The 19,964-nt window shown below is 74.3% G+C and carries 20 protein-coding genes; 10 read left to right on the top strand and 10 right to left on the bottom strand.

Features of this window, described 5'->3' with window-relative positions:
- Positions 1 to 332: 332 nt before the first annotated feature.
- Positions 333 to 2,054, top strand: a complete 1,722-nt coding sequence (locus tag ACIA79_RS11995; RefSeq protein WP_399428125.1) for a sigma-70 family RNA polymerase sigma factor — start codon at positions 333 to 335, stop codon at positions 2,052 to 2,054.
- Positions 2,055 to 2,112: 58 nt separating this feature from the next.
- Here the strand turns inward: ACIA79_RS11995 and ACIA79_RS11990 are convergent, their stop codons facing one another.
- Positions 2,113 to 2,757: a hypothetical protein gene (locus tag ACIA79_RS11990; RefSeq protein WP_399428070.1), complete on the bottom strand. Its 645-nt coding sequence runs from the start codon at positions 2,755 to 2,757 to the stop codon at positions 2,113 to 2,115.
- 56 nt (positions 2,758 to 2,813) lie between these two features.
- On the bottom strand, positions 2,814 to 3,917 hold the full coding sequence (locus tag ACIA79_RS11985) for a MerR family transcriptional regulator (protein WP_399428069.1): 1,104 nt from the start codon (positions 3,915 to 3,917) through the stop codon (positions 2,814 to 2,816).
- A gap of 90 nt (positions 3,918 to 4,007) precedes the next feature.
- On the opposite strand from ACIA79_RS11985, the gene ACIA79_RS11980 reads away from it, so the two are divergent.
- Together ACIA79_RS11980 and ACIA79_RS11975 are read left to right on the top strand one after the other, a co-directional pair.
- Complete coding sequence (locus tag ACIA79_RS11980) at positions 4,008 to 5,315, top strand: MFS transporter (protein ID WP_399428068.1); 1,308 nt, start codon at positions 4,008 to 4,010, stop codon at positions 5,313 to 5,315.
- 291 nt (positions 5,316 to 5,606) lie between these two features.
- Positions 5,607 to 6,920 (top strand): phytase, encoded by a 1,314-nt coding sequence (locus tag ACIA79_RS11975; protein WP_399428067.1) that lies wholly within the window; start codon positions 5,607 to 5,609, stop codon positions 6,918 to 6,920.
- Between the two features lie 70 nt (positions 6,921 to 6,990).
- On the opposite strand, the gene ACIA79_RS11970 is transcribed toward ACIA79_RS11975, so the two are convergent.
- The 4 genes from ACIA79_RS11970 to ACIA79_RS11955 form a co-directional block, all read right to left on the bottom strand.
- Positions 6,991 to 7,431 carry a DUF2267 domain-containing protein gene (locus ACIA79_RS11970; protein ID WP_399428066.1) on the bottom strand — a complete coding sequence of 147 codons (441 nt, stop codon included), beginning with the start codon at positions 7,429 to 7,431 and terminating at the stop codon, positions 6,991 to 6,993.
- Between the two features lie 50 nt (positions 7,432 to 7,481).
- Positions 7,482 to 7,787, bottom strand: a complete 306-nt coding sequence (locus ACIA79_RS11965; protein WP_399428065.1) for a hypothetical protein — start codon at positions 7,785 to 7,787, stop codon at positions 7,482 to 7,484.
- A gap of 104 nt (positions 7,788 to 7,891) precedes the next feature.
- Entirely contained in the window at positions 7,892 to 8,872 is a 981-nt protein-coding gene (locus tag ACIA79_RS11960) for a TIGR03557 family F420-dependent LLM class oxidoreductase (protein WP_399428063.1), read from the bottom strand.
- A gap of 189 nt (positions 8,873 to 9,061) precedes the next feature.
- Positions 9,062 to 9,253: a hypothetical protein gene (locus tag ACIA79_RS11955; protein ID WP_399428061.1), complete on the bottom strand. Its 192-nt coding sequence runs from the start codon at positions 9,251 to 9,253 to the stop codon at positions 9,062 to 9,064.
- A gap of 401 nt (positions 9,254 to 9,654) precedes the next feature.
- Between ACIA79_RS11955 and ACIA79_RS11950 the strand changes: the two genes are divergently transcribed.
- Both ACIA79_RS11950 and ACIA79_RS11945 read left to right on the top strand, forming a co-directional pair.
- Positions 9,655 to 10,719, top strand: a complete 1,065-nt coding sequence (locus ACIA79_RS11950; protein WP_399428060.1) for a YihY/virulence factor BrkB family protein — start codon at positions 9,655 to 9,657, stop codon at positions 10,717 to 10,719.
- A gap of 70 nt (positions 10,720 to 10,789) precedes the next feature.
- Positions 10,790 to 11,233, top strand: a complete 444-nt coding sequence (locus ACIA79_RS11945; RefSeq protein WP_399428059.1) for a DUF4383 domain-containing protein — start codon at positions 10,790 to 10,792, stop codon at positions 11,231 to 11,233.
- A gap of 30 nt (positions 11,234 to 11,263) precedes the next feature.
- Here the strand turns inward: ACIA79_RS11945 and ACIA79_RS11940 are convergent, their stop codons facing one another.
- Positions 11,264 to 12,271, bottom strand: a complete 1,008-nt coding sequence (locus tag ACIA79_RS11940) for a DUF3048 domain-containing protein (protein ID WP_399428058.1) — start codon at positions 12,269 to 12,271, stop codon at positions 11,264 to 11,266.
- Between the two features lie 129 nt (positions 12,272 to 12,400).
- Here ACIA79_RS11940 and ACIA79_RS11935 point away from each other — a divergent pair, with 129 nt between their 5' ends.
- On the top strand, positions 12,401 to 13,267 hold the full coding sequence (locus ACIA79_RS11935) for a ribonuclease BN (protein WP_399428057.1): 867 nt from the start codon (positions 12,401 to 12,403) through the stop codon (positions 13,265 to 13,267).
- Between the two features lie 30 nt (positions 13,268 to 13,297).
- Here ACIA79_RS11935 and ACIA79_RS11930 read toward each other — a convergent pair whose 3' ends face one another.
- Positions 13,298 to 13,828 carry a hypothetical protein gene (locus ACIA79_RS11930; RefSeq protein WP_399428056.1) on the bottom strand — a complete coding sequence of 177 codons (531 nt, stop codon included), beginning with the start codon at positions 13,826 to 13,828 and terminating at the stop codon, positions 13,298 to 13,300.
- 94 nt (positions 13,829 to 13,922) lie between these two features.
- On the opposite strand from ACIA79_RS11930, the gene ACIA79_RS11925 reads away from it, so the two are divergent.
- From ACIA79_RS11925 to ACIA79_RS11915, 3 genes are all read left to right on the top strand, one after another.
- Positions 13,923 to 14,846 carry a LysR family transcriptional regulator gene (locus ACIA79_RS11925; protein ID WP_399428055.1) on the top strand — a complete coding sequence of 308 codons (924 nt, stop codon included), beginning with the start codon at positions 13,923 to 13,925 and terminating at the stop codon, positions 14,844 to 14,846.
- Positions 14,847 to 14,935: 89 nt separating this feature from the next.
- On the top strand, positions 14,936 to 15,853 hold the full coding sequence (locus ACIA79_RS11920; protein ID WP_399428124.1) for an aldo/keto reductase: 918 nt from the start codon (positions 14,936 to 14,938) through the stop codon (positions 15,851 to 15,853).
- 130 nt (positions 15,854 to 15,983) lie between these two features.
- Positions 15,984 to 16,784: a VOC family protein gene (locus ACIA79_RS11915; protein WP_399428054.1), complete on the top strand. Its 801-nt coding sequence runs from the start codon at positions 15,984 to 15,986 to the stop codon at positions 16,782 to 16,784.
- Between the two features lie 79 nt (positions 16,785 to 16,863).
- Here ACIA79_RS11915 and ACIA79_RS11910 read toward each other — a convergent pair whose 3' ends face one another.
- Complete coding sequence (locus ACIA79_RS11910) at positions 16,864 to 17,763, bottom strand: hypothetical protein (protein ID WP_399428053.1); 900 nt, start codon at positions 17,761 to 17,763, stop codon at positions 16,864 to 16,866.
- 153 nt (positions 17,764 to 17,916) lie between these two features.
- A complete protein-coding gene (locus ACIA79_RS11905; protein WP_399428052.1) occupies positions 17,917 to 18,942 on the bottom strand; it encodes an NAD-dependent epimerase/dehydratase family protein in 1,026 nt (341 codons plus the stop codon).
- A 143-nt stretch (positions 18,943 to 19,085) separates the two neighbouring features.
- Between ACIA79_RS11905 and ACIA79_RS11900 the strand changes: the two genes are divergently transcribed.
- A complete protein-coding gene (locus ACIA79_RS11900; protein ID WP_399428051.1) occupies positions 19,086 to 19,880 on the top strand; it encodes an SDR family NAD(P)-dependent oxidoreductase in 795 nt (264 codons plus the stop codon).
- Positions 19,881 to 19,964 lie beyond the last annotated feature (84 nt).

Genomic DNA, 19,964 nt, shown 5'->3' with positions numbered 1-19,964 from the left:
GCAGGGGCGGGAAGCGGCGTCCCTTCACGTCCGTGCTCCAGTGGTGCCCGGCGCCGCAGTCGCAGGCGTGGATGCCGCCGGCCGGCACGATCTCCCCCGGGTGCCATGAGGTCTTCTCTTCGCTCATGTCCTCAGGTCTACGACGCCGCACCCGGCTCCGCGACCCGGGCGCCCGCTGCGCGAGCCCCCGGGGAGCACCGGCCTCCACCGGCCGGAGAAACGTTTGACATCATCGCAGCCGGTTTCTGTTATCGCGGCCGCCCCGCTCGTATCTCCTTGGTGGACAGGACAGGTCGCACGGGGGAAACCCCGGGGAGGAAAGTGGTCAAATGGTGGATCTCGAGCGGGAAGCCGCAGTGATCAGGGCGGCCCAGGCCGGGGAGCTGTGGGCGCAGGACAAGCTCGTCGCCGCTTACCTCCCCCTCGTCTACAACATCGTGGGCCGGGCGCTGAACGGCCACGCCGATGTCGACGACGTGGTGCAGGAGACCATGATCGGGGCCCTGCGCGGGCTGGGCGGCCTGCGCGATCCCGGCAGCTTCCGGTCCTGGCTGGTGGCCATCGCGATGAACCGGATCCGCAGCCACTGGCAGGCCTCCCAGTACGCCTTCGACGCCGGCGGCGACGTCCGCGACGCGCACGACGTCGCCGATCCCGGCGCGGACTTCGCGGATCTGACCATCCTGCGGCTGGGCCTGTCCGGGCAGCGCCGGGAGGTCGCCGAGGCGACCCGGTGGCTGGATGCCGACGACCGGTCACTGCTGTCGCTGTGGTGGCTGGAGGCGGCCGGCGAGCTGACCCGCGCCGAGGTGGCCGCCGCGATGGAGCTGTCGCCCCAGCACACCGCGGTACGCGTGCAGCGCATGAAGGCGCAGCTGGAGACGGCGCGGCTGGTCGTCCGGGCGTTGTCCGCGGTACCGCGCTGTGTGCTGCTCGACGACGTGCTGGGCGCGTGGGACGGAGTCCCGTCGGCGCTGTGGCGCAAGCGGATCGCCCGGCACACCCGCGACTGCACGGTCTGCTCGGGCTACGAGAGCGGGCTGGTCCCGGCCGAGGGCCTGCTCGTGGGTCTGGGGCTGCTGCCGGTGAGCGCCGCGCTGTCGGCCTGGGCGGGCATGCGGGCGCAGAACATCGGCGCCGCGCCGGCGGCGCACGACACCCTGGCGACGCCGGCGGACGCGGACGGTCACCTCGGCAGCGGCGGGCAGGGCGGGTGGCTCGGCGATGCGGTGCCGGCGGGAGACGCCGCCGGGTCTGCCACGTCGCAGGTTCCGCTGGTGCCCCGGCCCCGCACGGAACGGCGGCGCGAGCAGGCCCGGCAGTCCCGCCGGCGGCGGGTGGCCGTGGTGGGAGGCGTCACGCTGCTGCTGGGCGGAGGCGGCGTCGTGGCGCTGTCCACCCTGTCCCCGGGCGAGGGCGGGGACACCGTCGTCACCCAGTCCGGGGCGGCACCGGAGTCGTCCCTCCCCGCGGCGCCGCTCACCGCGTCGCCGTCCGCCTCCACCGCGTCGCCGTCGGCGTCGGTGTCGGCCTCCCCCTCCCCCAAGCCCAGCCCGTCGGTGTCGCCGAGCAAGAAGGCGTCGCCGACCCCGAAGCCCACACCGAGCAGGACCGTGGAGCGGACCGTCCCCCGGCAGGCCCCCGCCACACCGCAGGCGCCCGCCACCGGCTCCTCCTTCGCCCAGCGCGTCACGGAGCTGGTCAACTCCGAGCGGGCGAAGAGCGGTTGCGGGCCCGTACGGCAGAACAGCCGTCTGGACACGGCGGCGCAGCGTCACTCGGCGGACATGGCCGCCCGGGACTTCTTCGACCACACCAACCCGGACGGCGAGGGCCCTGGGGAACGGGTCACCGCGGCCGGGTACGCGTGGAGCACGTACGGCGAGAACATAGCCCGCGGGCAACAGACGCCCGACCAGGTGATGGACTCCTGGATGAACAGTTCGGGCCACCGGGCGAACATACTCAACTGCTCGTTCAAGGAGATCGGGATCGGGATCCACGAGCAGTCCGGCGGGCCGTGGTGGACGCAGGTCTTCGGCGCTCAGGGCTGAACGGGACCGCTGCGACGTTCCTGCTGAATCGTTCCTTCCGGGTCGGGCTGTGCTTCCGTCAGCCGACGGCGGCGACGGCCCGGCCGAGGGCCTCCTGCTCTCCCGCGGGCAGCCACCGGCCGGCGTGGACCAGGTGCAGCGCCGTGACCAGCCGGGTGCGGTCCTCCTCCGTGCCGAGGTCTCCCAAACAGGGCGGCAGGACCAGGGCGAGCGCCCGGAGATCGCCGCGGGCGCACCAGCCGGCGACCAGGCCGTCGACGAGGCCGTCCGCCGGCCGCACCGCGGCGGCGCCGGTGCCGCGCAATCCGTCGGCGATCGCGAAGCGCAGCACGTCGCCGTACGGCCCGGGCGGCAGGTCGTGGGCATGCTCGGCCGCCCGCCGGAAGTGGTCCCGTGCGCGGCCGGTCCTGCCGAGGTCCCGGTGGGCCTTCGCCAGGTTCAGGTGCAGGGACGGGTAGTAGCCCCTGACGCGGTCGTCGGCCACCAGGCCGGCGCGGGCGAGGGACTCCTGGTTCCAGTGCAGCGTGTCCTCGGGGGTCGGCTGGTGCCGGGCCAGGTAGTGGGCGGCGACGCAGGCCTCGTAGTCGTCCGCGGCGCTTTCCCAGGCCCGCTGGAACAGCGAGCGCGCCTCGGCGTCCCGGCCCTCGGCCTCGGCCCGCATGCCCCGCGCGCACAGCTGGACCACGTGGCCGCCGGCGTCCACGGCCCCGCGGCTCCCGGGCCTTTCGTCGTTCCCGCTCCGCGCGTGCCCGTCGGCCGTCATCGCTGCTGCTCCGCGGTGTGCCGGACCGGCATGACCAAGGTGGTGAAGCTGCCCTGGTCCGCGGAGCGGACCACCACGGGCTGCGCCGGCTCGGAGATCTCCAGCAGCACGTCGGGCCCGACACCGGCGTCGAGGGCAGGCAGCAGCACCTCGGGGTCGAAGGAGACGCGCAGCGGCTGCCCGGTGCAGAGGGCCGGTTGCGGCCGCTCGGCCAGACCGGGCGCCGAGAGCGTGAGGTGGCGTCCGTCCGAGTGCAGGGCGACCGGACCGCTCCGTACGTCCTCGGCGATCGCCGTGCGCAGTGCGGTGCGGTCGGCGATCAGCCGCGCGCGGGGGACGGGCAGTCCCTCCAGGATCATGCGGTATTCGGGGAACGCCCCCGCGAGGTCCGGCAGTTCCCTGGCCGCGGAAGCGCTGCGCAGCCGTGCGCCCTGCCCGTCCGCCTCGATGGTGACCTCCGGCCGCAGGACGGCCCACGCCGCGGCCTCCCGCATCTCCCGGGCGTCGACCAGGACATGGCGGGGGCGCCCCTCACCCGCCCGGGACCGCAAGGTGCGGACGGCCAGGCGGTAGCGGTCCGTGGCCACCAACCGGACCTCGGGGCCGTCGAGTTCGAGCAGGACGCAGCCCAGTGCGGGGAACTCCTCCCGTACCGCCGCCCCGGCCGCGGCAGGGGCCACCTGCCTTACCGCGCTGGCCAGTTCCGCTCCCCCGACCCGGGCCGCGGTGGCGCGTGGGCCGCCCGCCAGCTCGTCAAGGACCTCCTGGAGCGCCGACCGCGCGGCGGCGGCCGTCTCCCGTGCCGTACGGGCGTGAGCCTCCAGGACGGCGCGGGCTTCGTCCCGCGGCCCGTCGAGAACCACCGACGCGTCCGTCAGCGGGACGCCGGCCTCCCGGAGGCGGCGCACCAGGGAGGCGCGCCGTTCCTGATCGGGCGCGTAATAGCGGTAGCCCGTCGTGTCGTCCACGTATGCCGGGTGCAGTACGCCGCAGTCGTCGTAGAAGCGCAGGGCGCTCGGCGCCAGGCCCACCCGGCGCGCGAAGGCGCCGATGCCGAGCAGTCCGGCGGTGTCCTCAGAGGGGGAGTCGGTGTCGTCCATGGGCGCGATTGTGGGTGTTCAAGCGGCTTGAAGGTCAACCGGCCCAGTGCGTGTGCGCTGCACCTATGCTGCTCGGATGCCGATACACAGATGCACTCGCCCCGCACCTGGATCCGCCCGCCCCACCGCCGCCGGTGCGCCGTGACCCCGGCGCCGCCCGCCGTACGCCGCCGGATCCTCGCCGACCTCACTCCCCTGCGGACGTCGCCCCACTTCCGGCGGCTGTGGTTCGGCAACACCGTCTCGTGGATCGGCCAGGGCATGACGACCCTGGCGATCTCGCTCCAGGTGTACGACCTCACCGGCTCCACGTTCTCCGTCGGTCTGGTGGGCCTGTTCTCCTTGGTCCCGCTGCTGGTCTTCGGCCTGTACGGCGGGGCCGTCGCCGACACCGTCGACCGGCGCAAGCTGGGCCTCGGCAGCGCCACCGGTTCGGCCGCCCTCTCGGCGGCGCTCGCCGCGGCGGCGTTCGCGGGCTTCCACCACGTCGGGTTCCTGTACGGGATCGTCGCCCTGCAAGCGGTGTGCCAGGCGCTCAACGCACCCGCGCGCAGCTCCATGATCCCCAGGCTGCTGCCGCCCGAGCAGCTCCCCGCGGCCAACGCGCTCGGCTCGATGACGACGACGTCCGGCCTCCTGATCGGGCCCATGCTCGGCGGTTTCATCGTCGGTCTGTGGGGCTACCGGGCCGCCTACCTCATCGACGCCGTCACCTTCGGCGCCGCCCTGTACGCGATGTGGCGGCTGCCGGCCATGCTCCCCGACCGCGGGAAGGGCGACACCCGGCGCGCCTCCGTCCTCGACGGGCTGCGCTTCCTGGGGACCCGCCCGAACCTGCGGATGACGTTCTTCTCCGACCTGTGCGCGATGGTCCTCGCCCATCCGCGGGCGCTGCTGCCGGCGGTCGCCGTCGTCTGGTACGGCGGTGACGCCCGCACCACCGGGCTGCTCGTCGCCGCGCCCGCCCTGGGGGCGCTGCTGGGCGGGGTGTTCTCCGGCTGGCAGAGCCGGGTCCGGCGGCACGGGCTCGCGGTCCTGCTGGCGGTGGCGTCCTGGGGGACGGCCATCGCGGTCTTCGGGCTGACGCGCAACCTGTGGCTGGGGGTCTTCTTCCTCGCGCTCGCGGGGTTCGCCGACACGGTGAGCATGGTGTTCCGCAACACCATGCTGCAGGCGGCGGTGCCCGACGAGATGCGCGGGCGGCTGCAGGGGGTCTTCATCGTGGTCGTCGCGGGCGGCCCCCGGCTCGGCGACTTCCTCGCCGGGTCGGTCGCCGAGCTGACCGCGCCGACCGTGGCGGTGACCGGGGGCGGTGTCGCGTGCGTGGTCGCGGTGTCCCTGCTGGCCCTGCGGTGGCGCGGGTTCGCACGGTACGACGCGCGGCGGCCGGTGCCGTGAGCGGGCCGTCCCGGCCCTGACCCGCGGGTGGCCGCCGGGGGACGGGCCTCCCGGCAGCGCCCGGCCGGCAGCCGGGTGTCCGCCGGACGGCGAGCGGACACCGGCAGGCCCCGCCCGCGGGCCCGGACGTCACAGGGGCAGGCGCCGTGCACCTCCGGACCCCGGTCCCGGGGGCACCCTCACGCCGTCGCCGTTCACGCCATGTACATGCCCTGATCAGGGGGCCGACGACCGGGCGTCGCCGCGGGGGCTCAGGCTCCTCGTCGGCGTCGCACGTACCCGTCAGTCGCCATGTCCCCTGCCAGAAGGAGCCCTTGCGTGACCACGACCCGTCGTACCCGGCATGCCGTCCTCGCCTCCGCCACCGCGCTCGCGGCACTCGCCGTGGCCGTACCGGCGCAGGCCCTCGGCACAGGCACCGCGGCGCTGCCCGGTGTCACGCCCCGGGCGGAGACGCCGGCGCTGTACGACGACGAGGCGGGCGGCAACGCCGACGCCGACGACCCCGCCATCTGGCGCAACGCGGCCGATCCCGGGCGCAGTCTGGTCGTCGCCACCGCCAAGGAGGGCGGACTGCGGGTCTACGACCTCGACGCCCGCCCGGTCCAGTCGATCTCCGCGCCGGCGGGCGGCCGGTTCAACAACGTCGACCTCGTCCACGGCCTGAAGCTCCCCACGGGCCGCGCCGACCTCGCCGTCACCACCGACCGCGGCAACGACCGGCTGCGCATCCACCGGATCGACCGTGACGCGCCCGGCGGGCCGCTGGTCGACATCACCGACCCCGCCGCCCCGCCCGTCTTCTCGGCCGGCCAGAGCGAGATCGACGAGCAGCGGACCGCCTACGGCCTCGCCACCTGGACCGACCGGGCGACCGGGCGTTCCTACGCCCTCGTCAGCCGCCGCGAGCGGACGAGCATCGCGCTGCTGGAGCTGACGGCCGCCGCCGGCGGCACGGTGGGGTACCGCAAGGTCCGCACCCTGGACCTGCCCGCCTCCTTCCGCCTCCCCGACGGCTCGTCCTGGGCGCCGTGCGCCGAGCCCGGTGAACTCCCCCAGGTCGAGGGCATGGTGGTCGACCCGGCCAGCGGCATGCTCTACGCCGGCCAGGAGGACGTCGGCATCTGGCGCATGCGCGCCGACCTCACCTCGGCCCCCCGTCTGATCGACCGGGTCCGCGAGTACGGGGTTCCGGCGGTGTACGACGCGGAGACCGAGGAGTGCGCCGCGGGCGCCGACCCCGGGTTCGGAGGTGACCACGTGTCGGCCGACGTCGAGGGGCTGACGCTGCTCACGGAGTCCGGCGGTGACGGGTACCTGCTCGCCTCCAGCCAAGGCGACGACACCTTCGCGCTCTACGACCGCGAGCTGGAGGACGCCAACGAGTACGAGGCGGGCTTCCGCGTCACGGCGGCCTCGGCCACCCTCGACGGGTCGGAGGAGTGCGACGGCGCGGCGGCGCTGAGCGCCCCGCTCGGTGCGAAGTACCCGAACGGCCTCCTCGTCGTCCAGGACGGCCACGAGACCCCGGCGGACGGGGACCGCACCGGCACCGGCTTCACCTTCGTGGACCTCGGTGACGTACTGGCCGCCGTCGAGGACTGACCGGACCCCCGCGGGCCGTCACCGGGCCCGGCCGTCACCCCGGGGGGACGACGGCCGGGCCCGCGGCGCGTCAGGCGGCCTGCGGCCGGGTCAGCTGGGCCTGGCCGAACAGCAGGGCGTAACCGTCGGGGAGCCGGCCGAGGAGGCGGCCGAGGAGGTCGGGCCCGGCGACGCGGGCGACGGCGCGCAGGACCGAGCCGGTGTCCCAGCGCGCGGCGCCGAGACTGGTGCCGGTCCGGGCGGCGATGTGCTGGACGAATCCGAAGCCGGTGAGCACCGTGGTGGCGGGGATCTGGGAGGCGAACTCGCGCGCCGCCTCCTCGGGGAGGCGCTGGGCGAGTTCGACCCGCTCGTCGCCGGTCACCTGGCGGCCGAGCTCCGCCAGCACGCTGCGGGTGACGGACTCCGCCTGCGCCCGGGTGGTGTACAGACCGTTGCGCTGCACGTGGTCGACCAGTTCGCCGTACGACAGGGTCGCCTGCGGGCGGGTGGCCGGAACAGTGGTGAGCATCGGTGCAGGAGTGACCTTTCTCGTCGAAGGAACAAGCCCGGGTTGCGTGGTCAGGCGGCGATGCGGCGGGGTGAGCCACCGCCGGTGACCGTGGTTCTCAAGGGCTCGGCCTTCTCCGGGGCCGGCGGACCGACGGGCCGGCGCAGGGCCGGAACGGTCAGGATGCCGGAGGCCCCACCGCATTGCGTGCCGGCGCCGGCGAGGCGGGGCAGGCCGGACGGTACGGGCAGGGCGACGGCGTCCTCGTCGCCGCGGCGGGCGTCCGCGGGCACGACCGCCAGGTGCACCGCGCTGTCCGGCGCCGGCCGGGCGGTCCGGCCCCTCCGGCCGGGGCGGCGGAAAGCGTCAGTACGCATGAGCATCACAGGTCACTCCCCTTTCTCAGACTGCGTGCGATGCCCTACGGCTTCTTATATAGCCCGCCGCCGGAAAAGTTGACAACCCTCGACTCAGGCCGGGCTCAGGGGGTTTCGCCGTCCGGCTTCAGCCGGCGCAGCCGGGAGTCGAGTTCGCGCCGGTAGAAGTCGATGAAACCGTCCGGGTCGGGACCGGCGTTCTGCATCACCAGCCGGTCGAAGCCCGCGTCGACGAAGCCCTGCGCGACCTCCTCGTACCGCTCGGGGTCGTTGCCGCAGGCGAACTTGGCGAGGATGTCCTCCTCGCGGACGGTCGTGGTGGCGGCCTCGAAGTTGACCGGGTTGGGCAGCTCACTCATCACCTTCCACCCCGTCACCGCCCAGCGGGAGGTCTCCAGTGCGGCGCGGGCCGCGGTGTGCTCGTCCGGTGCCCAGGCCATCGGGACCTCCGCGTACCGCGGTCCGCCGCCCCCGGCTTCCCGGTACTGGCGCACGATGTCCGGCTTGTCCTCGGTGGCGAACAGTGCGTCACCCAGTTCGGCGGCCACCTTCGTCGACGCGGCACCGCTCGCCGCCACGGCGATGAGGGGCGGCTCCTCGGGCAGGTCGAAGATCCGGGCGTCGTCCATGCTCAGGTACGTGCCCTTGTACGAGCGGTATCCGCCGCGCCACAGCAGCCGGATGATCTCCAGGGCCTCGCGGAGCATGGCGTGCCGCGTGCTGACGGCGTCCGGGAAGCCGGTGCCGACCACGTGTTCGTTGAGCCTCTCGCCGGATCCGACACCGAGGACGAACCGGCCGTCCGACAGCAGTGCGAGCGTCGCGGCGGCCTGGGCGATGACGGCCGGGTGGTAGCGCACGGTCGGACAGGTCACGCCGGTCGCCAGTCCGATCTGCGTGGTCCTGGCGGCGATGCTGCCGAGCACGCTCCAGGCGAACGGCGAGTGCCCCTGGTTGTCCAGCCAGGGGTGGAAGTGGTCGCTGATCTCGACGAAGTCGAAGCCCGCCTCTTCCGCGAGGACCGCCTGCCGCACCAGTTCGGCAGGCCCGAACGACTCTGCCGCCAGCTTGTAGCCGATCTCCATGTGACCCCTCACCCTCGTCCCGCGCCGGTGCCGTCCAGTCCGCGCAGAGGTACCCGGTCGGCCGCGTACCTAACAGGCCGGAAGGCCCGAACGGGTGAGGGAGCTCACGGAGCGCCCGCTGACGGGGTGGGCCCGCACACCGGCGCCGGGTGGGCCCGGCACGGTGCGGACACCTCGCCGTGGCCGGGCTCAGCCCGCCGGAGCGGGCGGGAAGGGCATGCGGACGTACCCCGGCGCAGCGCCCACGCCGCTGAAGTCCATCGCGCGGGTCACCTGGGTGAGGGTCTCCTCGGCCACGCGCCGCACGTCGGTGGGGACGTCCCCTCGTTCCGCTATCAGTCTGTCGTAGATCGGGGCATCTCCCCGCACCGCGGAGTCCATGTCGAAACACCTTTCCGAAGGAGCGTGTTGGCCGCTGACCCCGCCGCTGCGGGAAGCCGGGGACGAGTGTACGGGGCCATGATCCGGGGCGTCCGGGGATATCGGCGGCCGCCGTGGGGAACGGCGGACTCCGCCCGGTCCGGCCCGGGCGGCGACACGGAGGAGCCGGACGCGGGCACCTGGCCGGCAGGTCCGGCGCGGGCCATGGAGGGCGAGTACCCGCGGGACCGCCGGAGCCCGTGGACTCCGGCCCCGCGGGGCCCCGGGCACCCCCAGGCCCGCCGGGGATCCGGCCGTCCGGAGAAGGCGCTGGGCGGGGCGCCGGGCGCCGCACCGGGCAAGCGCCGAGGACAGCACCGGGGAAGGGTTGAAACGCCCTGTGCGGGGATACCCGCCGTGCCATGGCACGGATGACGAAGAGGCACCAGCAGGACCGGTCGGACTCCCGGGGCGGCGACGCCCCCGGACCCGACCCCGAGGTCGAGCGGAACGCTCCCGACCAGCTCTCCGAGATGCCCAAGCGGTCGTGGGGAGCGGTGCTGCGGCGGACGCTCAAGGAGTTCAAGGACGACGAGCTCGGCGACCGCGCCGCGGCCCTGACGTACTACGGGGTGCTCTCCCTCTTCCCCGGTCTGCTGGTCCTCGTCTCGCTGCTCGGCCTCGCGGGCAAGTCGGTCACCCAGCAGGTGCTGGACAACCTGCAGAACTTCGCACCCGGCGCCGCCCGGGACGTCATCACCAACGCGGTGCAGCAGTTGCAGGGCTCCGCGGGGGTCGGCTCCCTGATGGCCGTCGTCGGTCTGCTGGTGGCCGTGTGGTCGGCCTCGGGGTACATCGCCGCGTTCATCCGCGCCTCCAACGCGGTCTACGACCTGCCCGAGGGCCGGCCGGTGTGGAAGGTGATGCCGCTGCGCCTGGCCCTCACCGTCACGCTGATGATCATGGCCTGCGTGAGCGCGCTCATCGTGGTCTTCACCGGCACGCTGGCGCAGCGGGCCGGCACCGCCCTCGGCATCGGCGACACCGCGATGACCGTGTGGTCGATCGCGAAGTGGCCGGTCCTCGTCCTGCTCGTCACGACCATGATCGCGCTCCTGTACTGGGCGGCGCCCAACGCCAAGGGCCGGGGATTCCGCTGGGTGACGCCCGGGAGCCTGCTCGCGCTGGTCATCTGGCTCCTCGCCTCCGGCGGCTTCGCGCTGTACGTGGCGAACTTCGGGTCGTACAACAAGACCTACGGCACCCTCGCCGGTGTGATCGTCTTCCTGATCTGGCTGTGGATCACCAACCTGGCGATCCTGCTCGGCCTGGAGTTCGACGCGGAGCTCTCCCGCCAGCGGGCGATCGACGGGGGCCACCCCGAGGACGAGGAGCCGTACGTCGAACCCCGCGACACCGCCAAGTGGACCGAGGAGGACCGCCGGCGCCTGGGCGAGCCCGACCCCGGCGACGACCAGCGGGGCTGAGTCCGCGGCCGCGGGGTACCCGGCCGCCGCGGGCCCTCCCCGAGCACCGCACAGAACTGGAGGTTCCACCATGAGCAGAGCACCCCGGTCGGCATCGACGCCCCGCAGCCCGGTCCAGCAGGCCGCGCTCCTCGTGGGCCTGGTCTTCCTGCTGGTGGCCCTCCTGGGCTTCATCCCCGGCATCACCACCGAGTACGACTCCATGAAGTTCGCCGAGCACCACTCGGGAGCCAAGCTGCTGGGCGTCTTCCAGGTGTCGATCCTGCACAACCTCGTGCACCTGCTCTTCGGCCTCGCGGGCGTCATCATGGCCCGGGCCGTGTCCACCGCCCGCGCGTTCCTCATCGGCGGCGGTCTCGTCTACCTGGCGCTGTGGCTGTACGGGCTGTTCATCGACCACGACAGCAGCGCCAACTTCATCCCCGTCAACACGGCCGACAACTGGCTGCACTTCGTCCTGGGGCTCGGCATGGTGCTCCTGGGCGTGGTGCTGACCCGCCGTCGCCGCGGCTGAACCGCCCGCCGCGGCTTCCCGCGACCGCCGTCACCGGGCGGCGGTCAGCAGGACCCACACCTGCCCGGCCGCGAAGTTGAGGCGCTCCCCCGCCGGCGTGGTGAAGGTGGTGCCGCCCTCGGGCGCCGTACGGCTCCAGCGGGCGTCGTACGCCTTGCCGTCGCGCAGCACCAGTGCCGTGCCCGAGCCGACGGTCCGCGTGTACGGGGAGACGGAACCGGAGCGGTCGCGGAACTTCGAGGGCCGTATCTCGACGTTCTGCACGACGACGGTCGCGGCGCCCACGCGGCCGCCGTCCGTGGTCCGGGCGGGCGTGCCGTCCATGGCCACCTGCCACCGCGCGGCGCGGTCCGACCAGGTGAAGGTGAAGCGCGCCGCCGGGAAGCGGACCGTGTGCTCGTTGACGTCCCGGCCGCCGGCCGGCGCGGCCCCGAAGCGGAACCCGATGTCCCGGGCCTTGTCGGCGGCGGGCGCGGCGGCCAGCGCGCGCTCGGGGCGCAGGTAGAGATTGTGCGGAGCGGGGCGATCACTGCCGCGGAAGTAGGCCCCCGGGGCGTCGCCCGGCGTGAGGGGGAACACCGGAGCGGCGTCGATCAGCGGCCGGAGGGCCGCCTGGGAGCCCGAGTACGCCAGCGCGGGCCGGCCGAACTGCCGCAGCAGCTCCAGGTCGGACTCGCGGGCGCTGCGCACCGGCCCCACGGTCGGCGGCTGCCGGGAGGAGAAGACCGCGAGGATACGGCTCTGCCCGGCCTCGACCCGCTCGACGTAGACGAGGTCCGCCGCCCCCAGGCCGGTGTGCGGGCGCGCCGGGACCACGTTGTCGATCTTGACGGCGAGGACCGGAGTGCCGGGGCGGGACGGGAGTCCGGTGAAGGGGGAGACACCGGCCGGCAGTGACGGGGACGTCTCGGTGGCGGGCGGGCTGCTCGGCCGGGACGGCTCCGCGGACGAGCAGCCGTACAGGCCGGCGGCCAAGGCCGCGCAGACCGCCACGGCCATCCCCGTGCCGGCGGGTCCCGGCGTTCGTCGCACCTTCATCAGCCCAGCTCCTGCCCTCAAGTGCACCACGAAAGGCGGTGCGGCGACAGTGGGGGGCGCAGGCGTCCATTCGGGGTCTCCTCCGCCCGTGGCCGCGGGGGCGGTCGCCTGAGGGGTATGCGACATGGCATGCCCGAGAAGTCTTCCGGCGCCGAGGGCCGGCTGTGGTGGTTCGGCCGGCTGTACGCCGCCTTCCACGGTTCGGCCGCGGGGCGTGGCTGGCGGCGGGGCAACGAGCTGGAGCTGATGCACCGGTCCATGGGGTTCGCGGCGCTCGGGCTGCTGACCCTGGTGCCGCTGCTCATCGTGGTCGCGGCCGCCGACCCGGCGAACGGCGAGGGGTTCGCGGAGTGGCTCTCGGACGGACTCGGGGTGGCGGCGTCCTCGGAGGCGGAGGTGCGGCGGCTGTTCGCCGCGCCGGGCAGGGCGCTGGAGTCGACGACGGGGTTCGGCATCGCCGCGCTGGCGGTGTTCGGCGTGACGTTCGGCGGGGTCGTCCAGACGGGCTACGAGAAGGTCTGGGAGCTGCCCGCGGCGCGCTGGCACACGATGTGGCGTCACCTGGTGTGGCTCGCCGCCCTCATCGGGTACCTGCTGCTGTCCGCGCATGTGGCGACGCGCCCGGTCGACGCGGGGGACCTGGCCTGGCGGGCCACCGTCGCCGTGGTGAGCGCGGTGCTCTTCTTCTGGTGGTCGCAGCGGCTGCTGCTGGGCGGCCGGCTGCCGTGGAGGGCCCTGCTGCCCGGCGCGGTGGCCACGGTGATCGGGCTGGCGGGGCTGCGGGGCTTCTCCCGGCTGGTCTTCTCCCCGCTGATCGCGTCGAACACGGTGACGTACGGCCCCGTCGGCACCATGCTGGTCGTCCAGTCCTGGCTCGTCGGGGTCGGTTTCGTGGTGTTCGGCGGCTCGCTCGTCGGCCGGCTGCTGTACGAGGAGCGCTGGTACCTGGCGCGGGTGTCGCGGCAGGCGTGGGGCCGGGTCCGGGGACGGCGGTGACCGGACGCCGTCCGCCCGGCCACCGGCGGCTCAGCCGGTGAACAGACCGAGGCTGTGCAGGTAGTACGCGACCACGGCCGCCGTGCAGGCCAGCACGGCCCAGGAACCGAGGCTCGTGTGGCGCCGCGCACCCTGGCGGCGGGGCCGGCGGGACGCACCGGCGGCCGGGGCGGCCTTGCGGCGCGCCTTGGGCGGCTTGGGGGCCCCGGACGCCTTCGCCGCCCTGCCCGGGGTCCGCGTGCGTCCGGCGGCGGCGGTCTGCGGCGAGGCGTCGGCGGCCGTGTCGGCGAGCAGGCGGCGGCACGCCGCGGCGAGCTCCGCCGTACCGGCGGAGAGCGGCATGACCGCCTCGGAGCGGGCCGGGGCGGTGGTGCCGCCGTCGAGGATCCGGCCGGCGCGCAGCAGGATCTCGTCCCGTCCGCCGGAGGGGGCGAGCGTGATCCAGCGCTGGACGTGCTCGCCGCGGATGACCACTCCCCCGGACCGGTCGCGGTACACGGTGTGCTCCCGCCACAGCACCGCGGCCAACTCGGTGGCCCTTTCCCTCAGTTGCGCGTTCATACCCCACCCTTCCCGAACGCTTGATCGGGCACCGCACTGTAGCGTCAGGTACACACCAACTTCATCCCGGGGGTGAGTACCTAGACTGCGGAACGTGGAGCTCAGGCATCTGGAGCACTTCGTGGCCGTCGCGGAGGAGCGCAACGTCACCCGGGCGGCCGCGCGGCTGCACCTGGCGCAGTCCGGGCTGTCCTCGTCGGTACGGGCGCTGGAGCGCGAGCTCGGGGCCGAACTGTTCCGGCGCACCGCACGCGGGGTGGAGCTCACCGCAGCCGGGCAGGCCCTGCTCGGCGAGGCGCGGCGCACGCTGCGCAGCGCGGCAGCGGCCCGGGAGGCGGTGGCCGCGGTGCGGGGCGTGGTCGGCGGCACGCTGACGGTGGGCACGGAGCAGTGCATGGGCGCGGTGGACCCGCTCGGCGTGCTCGTCGCGTTCGGGGCGCGGCATCCTGCCGTGGAGGTACGGGTGGAGCAGGACGGCTCGGCGGTGCTGCTGGAGCGGCTGCGGCGCGGCCGGCTGGACCTGGCGTTCGTGGCGGGCGCGGGCGGCACCGGGACGGGCGGGCCGGAGGCGGAGGGGGTGCGGCTCCGGGTGCTGGCCCGGGAGCCCATGGTCGTGCTGTGCGCGGCGGGGCACCCCCTGGCGGACCGGCGGCAGCCGGTGGCGCCGGAGGAGCTGGCGGACGAGGTCTTCGTGGAGCTGCACCCGCACTGGGGCTCCCGGCAGGTCGCCGACGCGGCGTTCGCGGCGCGCGGCATTCCGCGGACGGTCGGCATGCAGCTCGACGACGTGCACAAGGTCCTGGAGGTGGTGGGGCGCGGGGCCGGGATCGCGCTGCTGCCGCGTTCGGCCGCCGGCAAGGAGCAGGCCAGGGGCTTGCACTGCCTGGATATGGCCGGCGGCATTACCTGGGAGGTGTCCGTGGCCCGGGCCGCGGACGGGCGCCCGCCGGCGGCGGCACGGGCCCTGCTGGCCTCCCTCGGCCCGACGCCCCCGGACGGCGGCGATCGCCCGGAGTGATGGCTGCCATCACCAGCCGGTGTTGGACGGCGGCACGGCCGCGCACGGAGGCTGGAGCGGTGACTGAGACACGGACCCGACCCACCGCCCTGCCCGCCCGCCGCATCGGAGAGGCGCGGGTGAGCGCCATCGGCTTCGGTGCCATGCCCCTGTCGGTCGAGGGGCGGCCGGACGAGCGACAGGCGGTCGAGACCCTGCACGCGGCGCTGGACGCGGGCATCACCCTGATCGACACGGCCGACGCGTACCACCTGGACGCCCGCGACCCGGGGCACAACGAGTCCCTCATCGCGAAGGCCCTGGCGGCCTACGGCGGTGACACCGCGCACGTGCTGGTCGCCACCAAGGGCGGCCACACGCGGCCCGCGGACGGCTCGTGGGCGCTGGACGGCTCACCCGGACATCTGCGCCGTGCCGTGGAGCTCTCGCTGCGCCGGCTCGGAGTGGAGGCGATCGGGCTGTACCAGTACCACCGCCCGGACCCGGCCGTCCCGTACGAGGAGTCGATCGGCGCGCTGAAGGACCTCTGCGACGCGGGCAAGATCCGGGCGGCGGGGATCTCCAACGCGGATCCGGAGCAGATCCGGCTGGCCCGCTCGATCCTCGGCGACCGGCTCGTCGCCGTGCAGAACCAGTTCTCCCCCGCCTTCCGCGGCAGCCTGCGCGAGCTGGAGCTGTGCGACCGGCTGGGGCTGGCGTTCCTGCCGTGGAGCCCGCTGGGCGGCATGGGCGGGGCGGCCCGGCTGGGCTCGGAGCACACGGCCTTCCACGAGGTGGCGCGGGAGCTGGGCGTGAGCCCCCAGCGGGTGTGCCTGGCGTGGATGCTCGCCCTGTCGCCCCGGGTCGTGCCCATTCCGGGCGCCCGCCGGGCCGGGAACGTGCGGGACTGTGCGGCGGCGGCCCGGTTGTCGCTGTCGGCCGACCAGATGGCCCGGCTCGACGGGTCAACCGGTGAACGCCTGATGCCTGACGGCGACGGCCGACGGCCGAACGCCTGGAACGGCTGAACGGCGGGCTCCCCGCGCCGAGCCCGCCGGGTACCCCCTCACCAGGCGGACGAATCAGTCCCTACCTCTGCAAACAGTGCAAGGATGGACATCGGGCAGAGCGGCACGGCGATACAGGGCGGTTTCGCACATGAACACACAACCGGCGGCAACCAAGGGTGCCACCTCCGGCGACGCGGTCTTCGGCGCCCCCAGCTGGGTCAGCCTGATGACGCGCGACCTGCACTCCGCGCAGGACTTCTACGGCGCGGTGCTGGGGTGGCGGTTCAAGCCCGCGCAGCTCGGTGAGGAGTTCAGCGTCGCGCTCTCCCGCGGCAAGCCGGTGGCCGGAATCGGCGCCCTGGCCAAGGCCCTGCAGGTGGCCGTCGCCTGGACCCCGTACTTCGCCGTCCAGAACGCCGACGAGACGGCGTCCCGGATCAGGGAGCGCAGCGGCACGGTCGCCGTCGGGCCCGTCTCCTTCGTCGTGGGCCGGGGCGCGCTCGCGGCGGACCGGGACGGCGCGGTGTTCGGCATCTGGGAGGGACAGCTGCTGGCGGGCTGGGAGACCTGGCGCGACGCCGCCCCCGCCTGGGTGCGGCTCCAGACCCGCGACGCCTTCGAGGCGGCGATCTTCTACGGGGAGATCCTGGACTGGGCCAGCGGGCGGCCGGGCTGCGTCGACGTCGAGTACGAGGAGGACGAGGTCGTCCTGCGCAGCGGCGGGCACGTCGTCGCCCGGCTCAGCTCGGGCGCCCTGGAGGCCGCGCCGGATCCGACGATCCGGCCACGCTGGCAGGTCCACTTCCCCGTGCCGGACGTCGACGCCTGCGTCCGCGCGGCGCTGGAGCACGGCGGTTCCGTGGTCCACCACGAACCGGGCGCCGAGGCGACCCTGCGGGATCCGGACGGGGGACTGTTCACCCTCACGACCCAGACGCTGCCGGGGTGACGCGGGCCTCCCGCCCACCCGCGCCCGGGCACCGCGTCCCGGCGCGCCGCCCGCGCCCCCGGGCATGCCGCCGTCCCGTTCAGGCGTCCCGCAGGAACCTCCCGAGCTGCTCCAGCAGGGCGTGGCGTTCGTCGTCCTCGCGGGCGAGGACCGCTGCCAGCACGTCGCTGTCGCGGCAGCGGCTGATGGCCTCGCGCACGAGCGCGGCCAGGGCGTCGGGCGGGATGGCCTCCGCCTGGGTGGTGGCGCCGCCGGGGAACGGCCGCCGCTCCCCCGTCCGCACGGGTGCCGCGGGCAGCCGCAGCTCGGCGATCTGCCGTTCGGTGACCGCCAGGTGCTCGAAGTCCATGCGCACGTCGGGCGCGTCGAGCGCGGCGAAGGCCTTGATGTCCTCCGCGAGGGAAGTGAAGAGGTGCTCCCGGCCCGGGTCCCAGTCGCTGATCACCATGATCCGCACGACGCCGTGGCCGCCGGCCGCGGCCCGGCGTGCGGCGGCCCGCTTGCCGGCGAGGCCCGTGAAGACCGCGCCGGCGTACACGGGCACGCCCCAGGGGTCGGTGACGGCCGCGAGCTGGGGCACCAGGCCGGCCGGCTCGCACCACACCTCCAGGCGGGCCTCCTGACCGGCCTGGCGGTCGAGCCGGTAGCCGTGCACCGCGTCCGCCACGGCCCGGCGGAAGCCGTCGGGGCCGTCGAACGTGCGCGGTTCGGCGGGCGGGTCGGTGTCGTCGCGGATCGCGAGCCAGGAGATGCGACCGGAGCGGCGCGCCATGGCCAGGAGCTCGACCAGCCGCTTGTAGGACCGCTCCTGCTTGGCGAGCGCGCCGTCGGCGACCGCCGCGTACCAGATCTGCCGGATGGTCAGCGGCATCTGCGCGGCGTACCGGCCGAGGATCATCTCGACCTCCGCCAGCAACTCCTGCGTCGCCGGGCGGGGGTGCCAGTCGGGCTGATAGCCGCGGGGGCGTCGGTCCGCCACGGTGGCCCCCCTTTCGCCCGACAGCCGGATCCGTCGTCCGTCTCCTTAGGGCTTGCCCACGGATGAGGGTGTCTTCACCTGCGGGGACGGGACGGATCGGGCCATCCGGCCGGAGGGCGTGCGCCACCGGGCGCGCCCGCGCGCCGTGGGGCGTCAGCCCGTCCTGCGGCCCGCGAGGGGAGCGGTGTCGAGGCCGGCGCCGCGCCGCATGCCGCGCAGCAGCTCGTCGAACGCGTCCAGGGAGCTGCGCTGCGGGTGCCAGCCGAGTTCGACGCGGGCCCGGGTGCAGTCCAGCATCGGCAGGCGCAGCACCGCGTCGAAGAGCTGCGGGGACGCCGGGACCAGGCGCAGGTTCCAGCCCGCCGCCAGGAGGGCGCGCGCGGCCGGGCGGGGCACGCGGACGACCCGCGCGTCGAGCAGCTCGGCGATCTCGGCGGCACCGATGGGCGGCTCGGCGGCGAGGTTGAACGCCCCGCCCACGTCGTGCCCGATCGCGAGGCGGTAGGCCTGCGCCGCGTCGTCGGTGTGCAGCGCCTGGAACCGCAGGCCCTCGATGTCCGGCACGAACGGGACGGCCTTGGCGCGGGCGAGCTGCCCGGGGACGAAGCGCCCGGCGAAGATCCGGCGCTGCTCGCTCGCCGATTCCTCCTTGAACAGGAAGGCGGGGCGCATGCGCACCACCCTGACTCCGGGGTTGCGCACCTCGAAGGAGTCCAGCACCCGCTCCAGGTACGACTTCTCGCGGCAGTACGCGGCCTCCGGCCAGCCGTGCGTGGGCCACGACTCGTCGACCGCCCGGTTCTTGGGGCCCGGCGAGTAGGCGCCGACGGAGGAGGCGTGGATCAGGGCCGGCACGCCGGCGGAGGCCACGTCCCTGAAGACCTGGAGGCTGCCGAAGACGTTGGTGCGCCAGGTGCGCATCGGGTCGTGGGTCGGCTGGAACGCCCAGGCCAGGTGGATGACGGCGTCGGCGCCTTCGAAGTACCTGACCAGGTCGGTGTCCTCCGCGAGGTCCACCGACGCCCAGTCCGTCTTGGGCGGCGACCAGCCGGGCAGCCTGCGCGCCAGGCCCAGTACGGATGCGATCTGCGGATCGTCGGCCAGTGCCGCCACCACGCTGGTGCCGACGTTGCCGGTGGCTCCGGTGACGACGATCCTCTTGCCGGCTTCCATGCTCACGGTCCTGCCCTTCCGACGGATCGGCGTGTCCCGGCACCGCGCCGGGAGATCCGGGTACCCGCTGACCGACGGTCCACGTGCACCAGGGACGCGGGTGGATCCGGACGGGCAGGACGCGGGACATGGGAAGGGAGACCGGACGGATGCGGCTGGATCTCACAGGCAGGACGGCGCTGGTCACGGGGTCGACCCAGGGCATCGGCGCGGCGATCGCCACCGGGCTGGCCCGGTCGGGGGCCACGGTGGCGGTGAACGGGCGCAGCCCGGACGGTGTGCAGGAGGCCGTGAAACGGCTGCGCGCGGAGGTTGCCGACGCGGAGGTGGTGCCCGTTCCGGCGGATCTGGCGACCGACGAGGGGGCGGAGCTCGCCGTCGAGCTGCTGCCCGAGGTGGACATCCTGGTGAACAACCTGGGCATCTTCGAGGCGCGGCCGGCGCTGGAGATCACGGACGCGGAGTGGCGGCGGTACTTCGAGGTGAACGTGCTGTCGGCGGTGCGGCTGACCCGTGCGTACCTGCCGGGCATGACGCGCCGCGGGTGGGGCCGGATCCAGTACATCGCCAGCGACTCGGCGGTCGTCACCCCGGCCGAGATGATCCACTACGGCATGTCGAAGACGGCTCTGCTCGCCGTGAGCCGCGGCTTCGCCAAGGAAGCGGCCGGTACGGGGGTCACCGTCAACTCCGTCATCGCGGGACCCACCCATACGGGTGGGGTGGAAGATTTCGTGTACGAGCTGGTCGACAAGGACCTGCCGTGGGACGAGGCGCAGCGGGCGTTCATGCGGCTGCACCGGCCCCAGTCACTGCTGCAGCGGCTGATCGAGCCCGAGGAAATCGCCCACATGGTGGTTTATCTCAGCTCCCCACAGGCGTCGGCGACCACAGGAGGCGCTCTGCGGGTCGACGGGGGTTATGTGGACGCGATCCTGCCGTGATCGCGTCCACCCGGCACGGAACCGCCGATTCGGCCACGGTTGGCTGATTTTCGACGGGCCTGGGGCATATGCCAGGAGCACCAC

The organism is Streptomyces sp. NPDC051310, assembly GCF_044455245.1.
Lineage (GTDB): Bacteria > Actinomycetota > Actinomycetes > Streptomycetales > Streptomycetaceae > Streptomyces.
This window is presented reverse-complemented; position numbering and strand designations above follow the sequence as displayed.

Bases quoted from the DNA above. Each gene is read 5' to 3' on its own strand.
- ACIA79_RS11985 (WP_399428069.1), bottom strand. From the start codon at position 3,917: ATGGACGACACCGACTCCCCCTCTGAGGACACCGCCGGACTGCTCGGC.
- ACIA79_RS11980 (WP_399428068.1), top strand. From the start codon at position 4,008: ATGCACTCGCCCCGCACCTGGATCCGCCCGCCCCACCGCCGCCGGTGC.
- ACIA79_RS11975 (WP_399428067.1), top strand. From the start codon at position 5,607: ATGTCCCCTGCCAGAAGGAGCCCTTGCGTGACCACGACCCGTCGTACC.
- ACIA79_RS11970 (WP_399428066.1), bottom strand. From the start codon at position 7,431: ATGCTCACCACTGTTCCGGCCACCCGCCCGCAGGCGACCCTGTCGTAC.
- ACIA79_RS11965 (WP_399428065.1), bottom strand. From the start codon at position 7,787: ATGCGTACTGACGCTTTCCGCCGCCCCGGCCGGAGGGGCCGGACCGCC.
- ACIA79_RS11960 (WP_399428063.1), bottom strand. From the start codon at position 8,872: ATGGAGATCGGCTACAAGCTGGCGGCAGAGTCGTTCGGGCCTGCCGAA.
- ACIA79_RS11955 (WP_399428061.1), bottom strand. From the start codon at position 9,253: ATGGACTCCGCGGTGCGGGGAGATGCCCCGATCTACGACAGACTGATA.
- ACIA79_RS11950 (WP_399428060.1), top strand. From the start codon at position 9,655: ATGGCACGGATGACGAAGAGGCACCAGCAGGACCGGTCGGACTCCCGG.
- ACIA79_RS11945 (WP_399428059.1), top strand. From the start codon at position 10,790: ATGAGCAGAGCACCCCGGTCGGCATCGACGCCCCGCAGCCCGGTCCAG.
- ACIA79_RS11940 (WP_399428058.1), bottom strand. From the start codon at position 12,271: ATGAAGGTGCGACGAACGCCGGGACCCGCCGGCACGGGGATGGCCGTG.
- ACIA79_RS11935 (WP_399428057.1), top strand. From the start codon at position 12,401: ATGCCCGAGAAGTCTTCCGGCGCCGAGGGCCGGCTGTGGTGGTTCGGC.
- ACIA79_RS11930 (WP_399428056.1), bottom strand. From the start codon at position 13,828: ATGAACGCGCAACTGAGGGAAAGGGCCACCGAGTTGGCCGCGGTGCTG.
- ACIA79_RS11915 (WP_399428054.1), top strand. From the start codon at position 15,984: ATGAACACACAACCGGCGGCAACCAAGGGTGCCACCTCCGGCGACGCG.
- ACIA79_RS11900 (WP_399428051.1), top strand. From the start codon at position 19,086: ATGCGGCTGGATCTCACAGGCAGGACGGCGCTGGTCACGGGGTCGACC.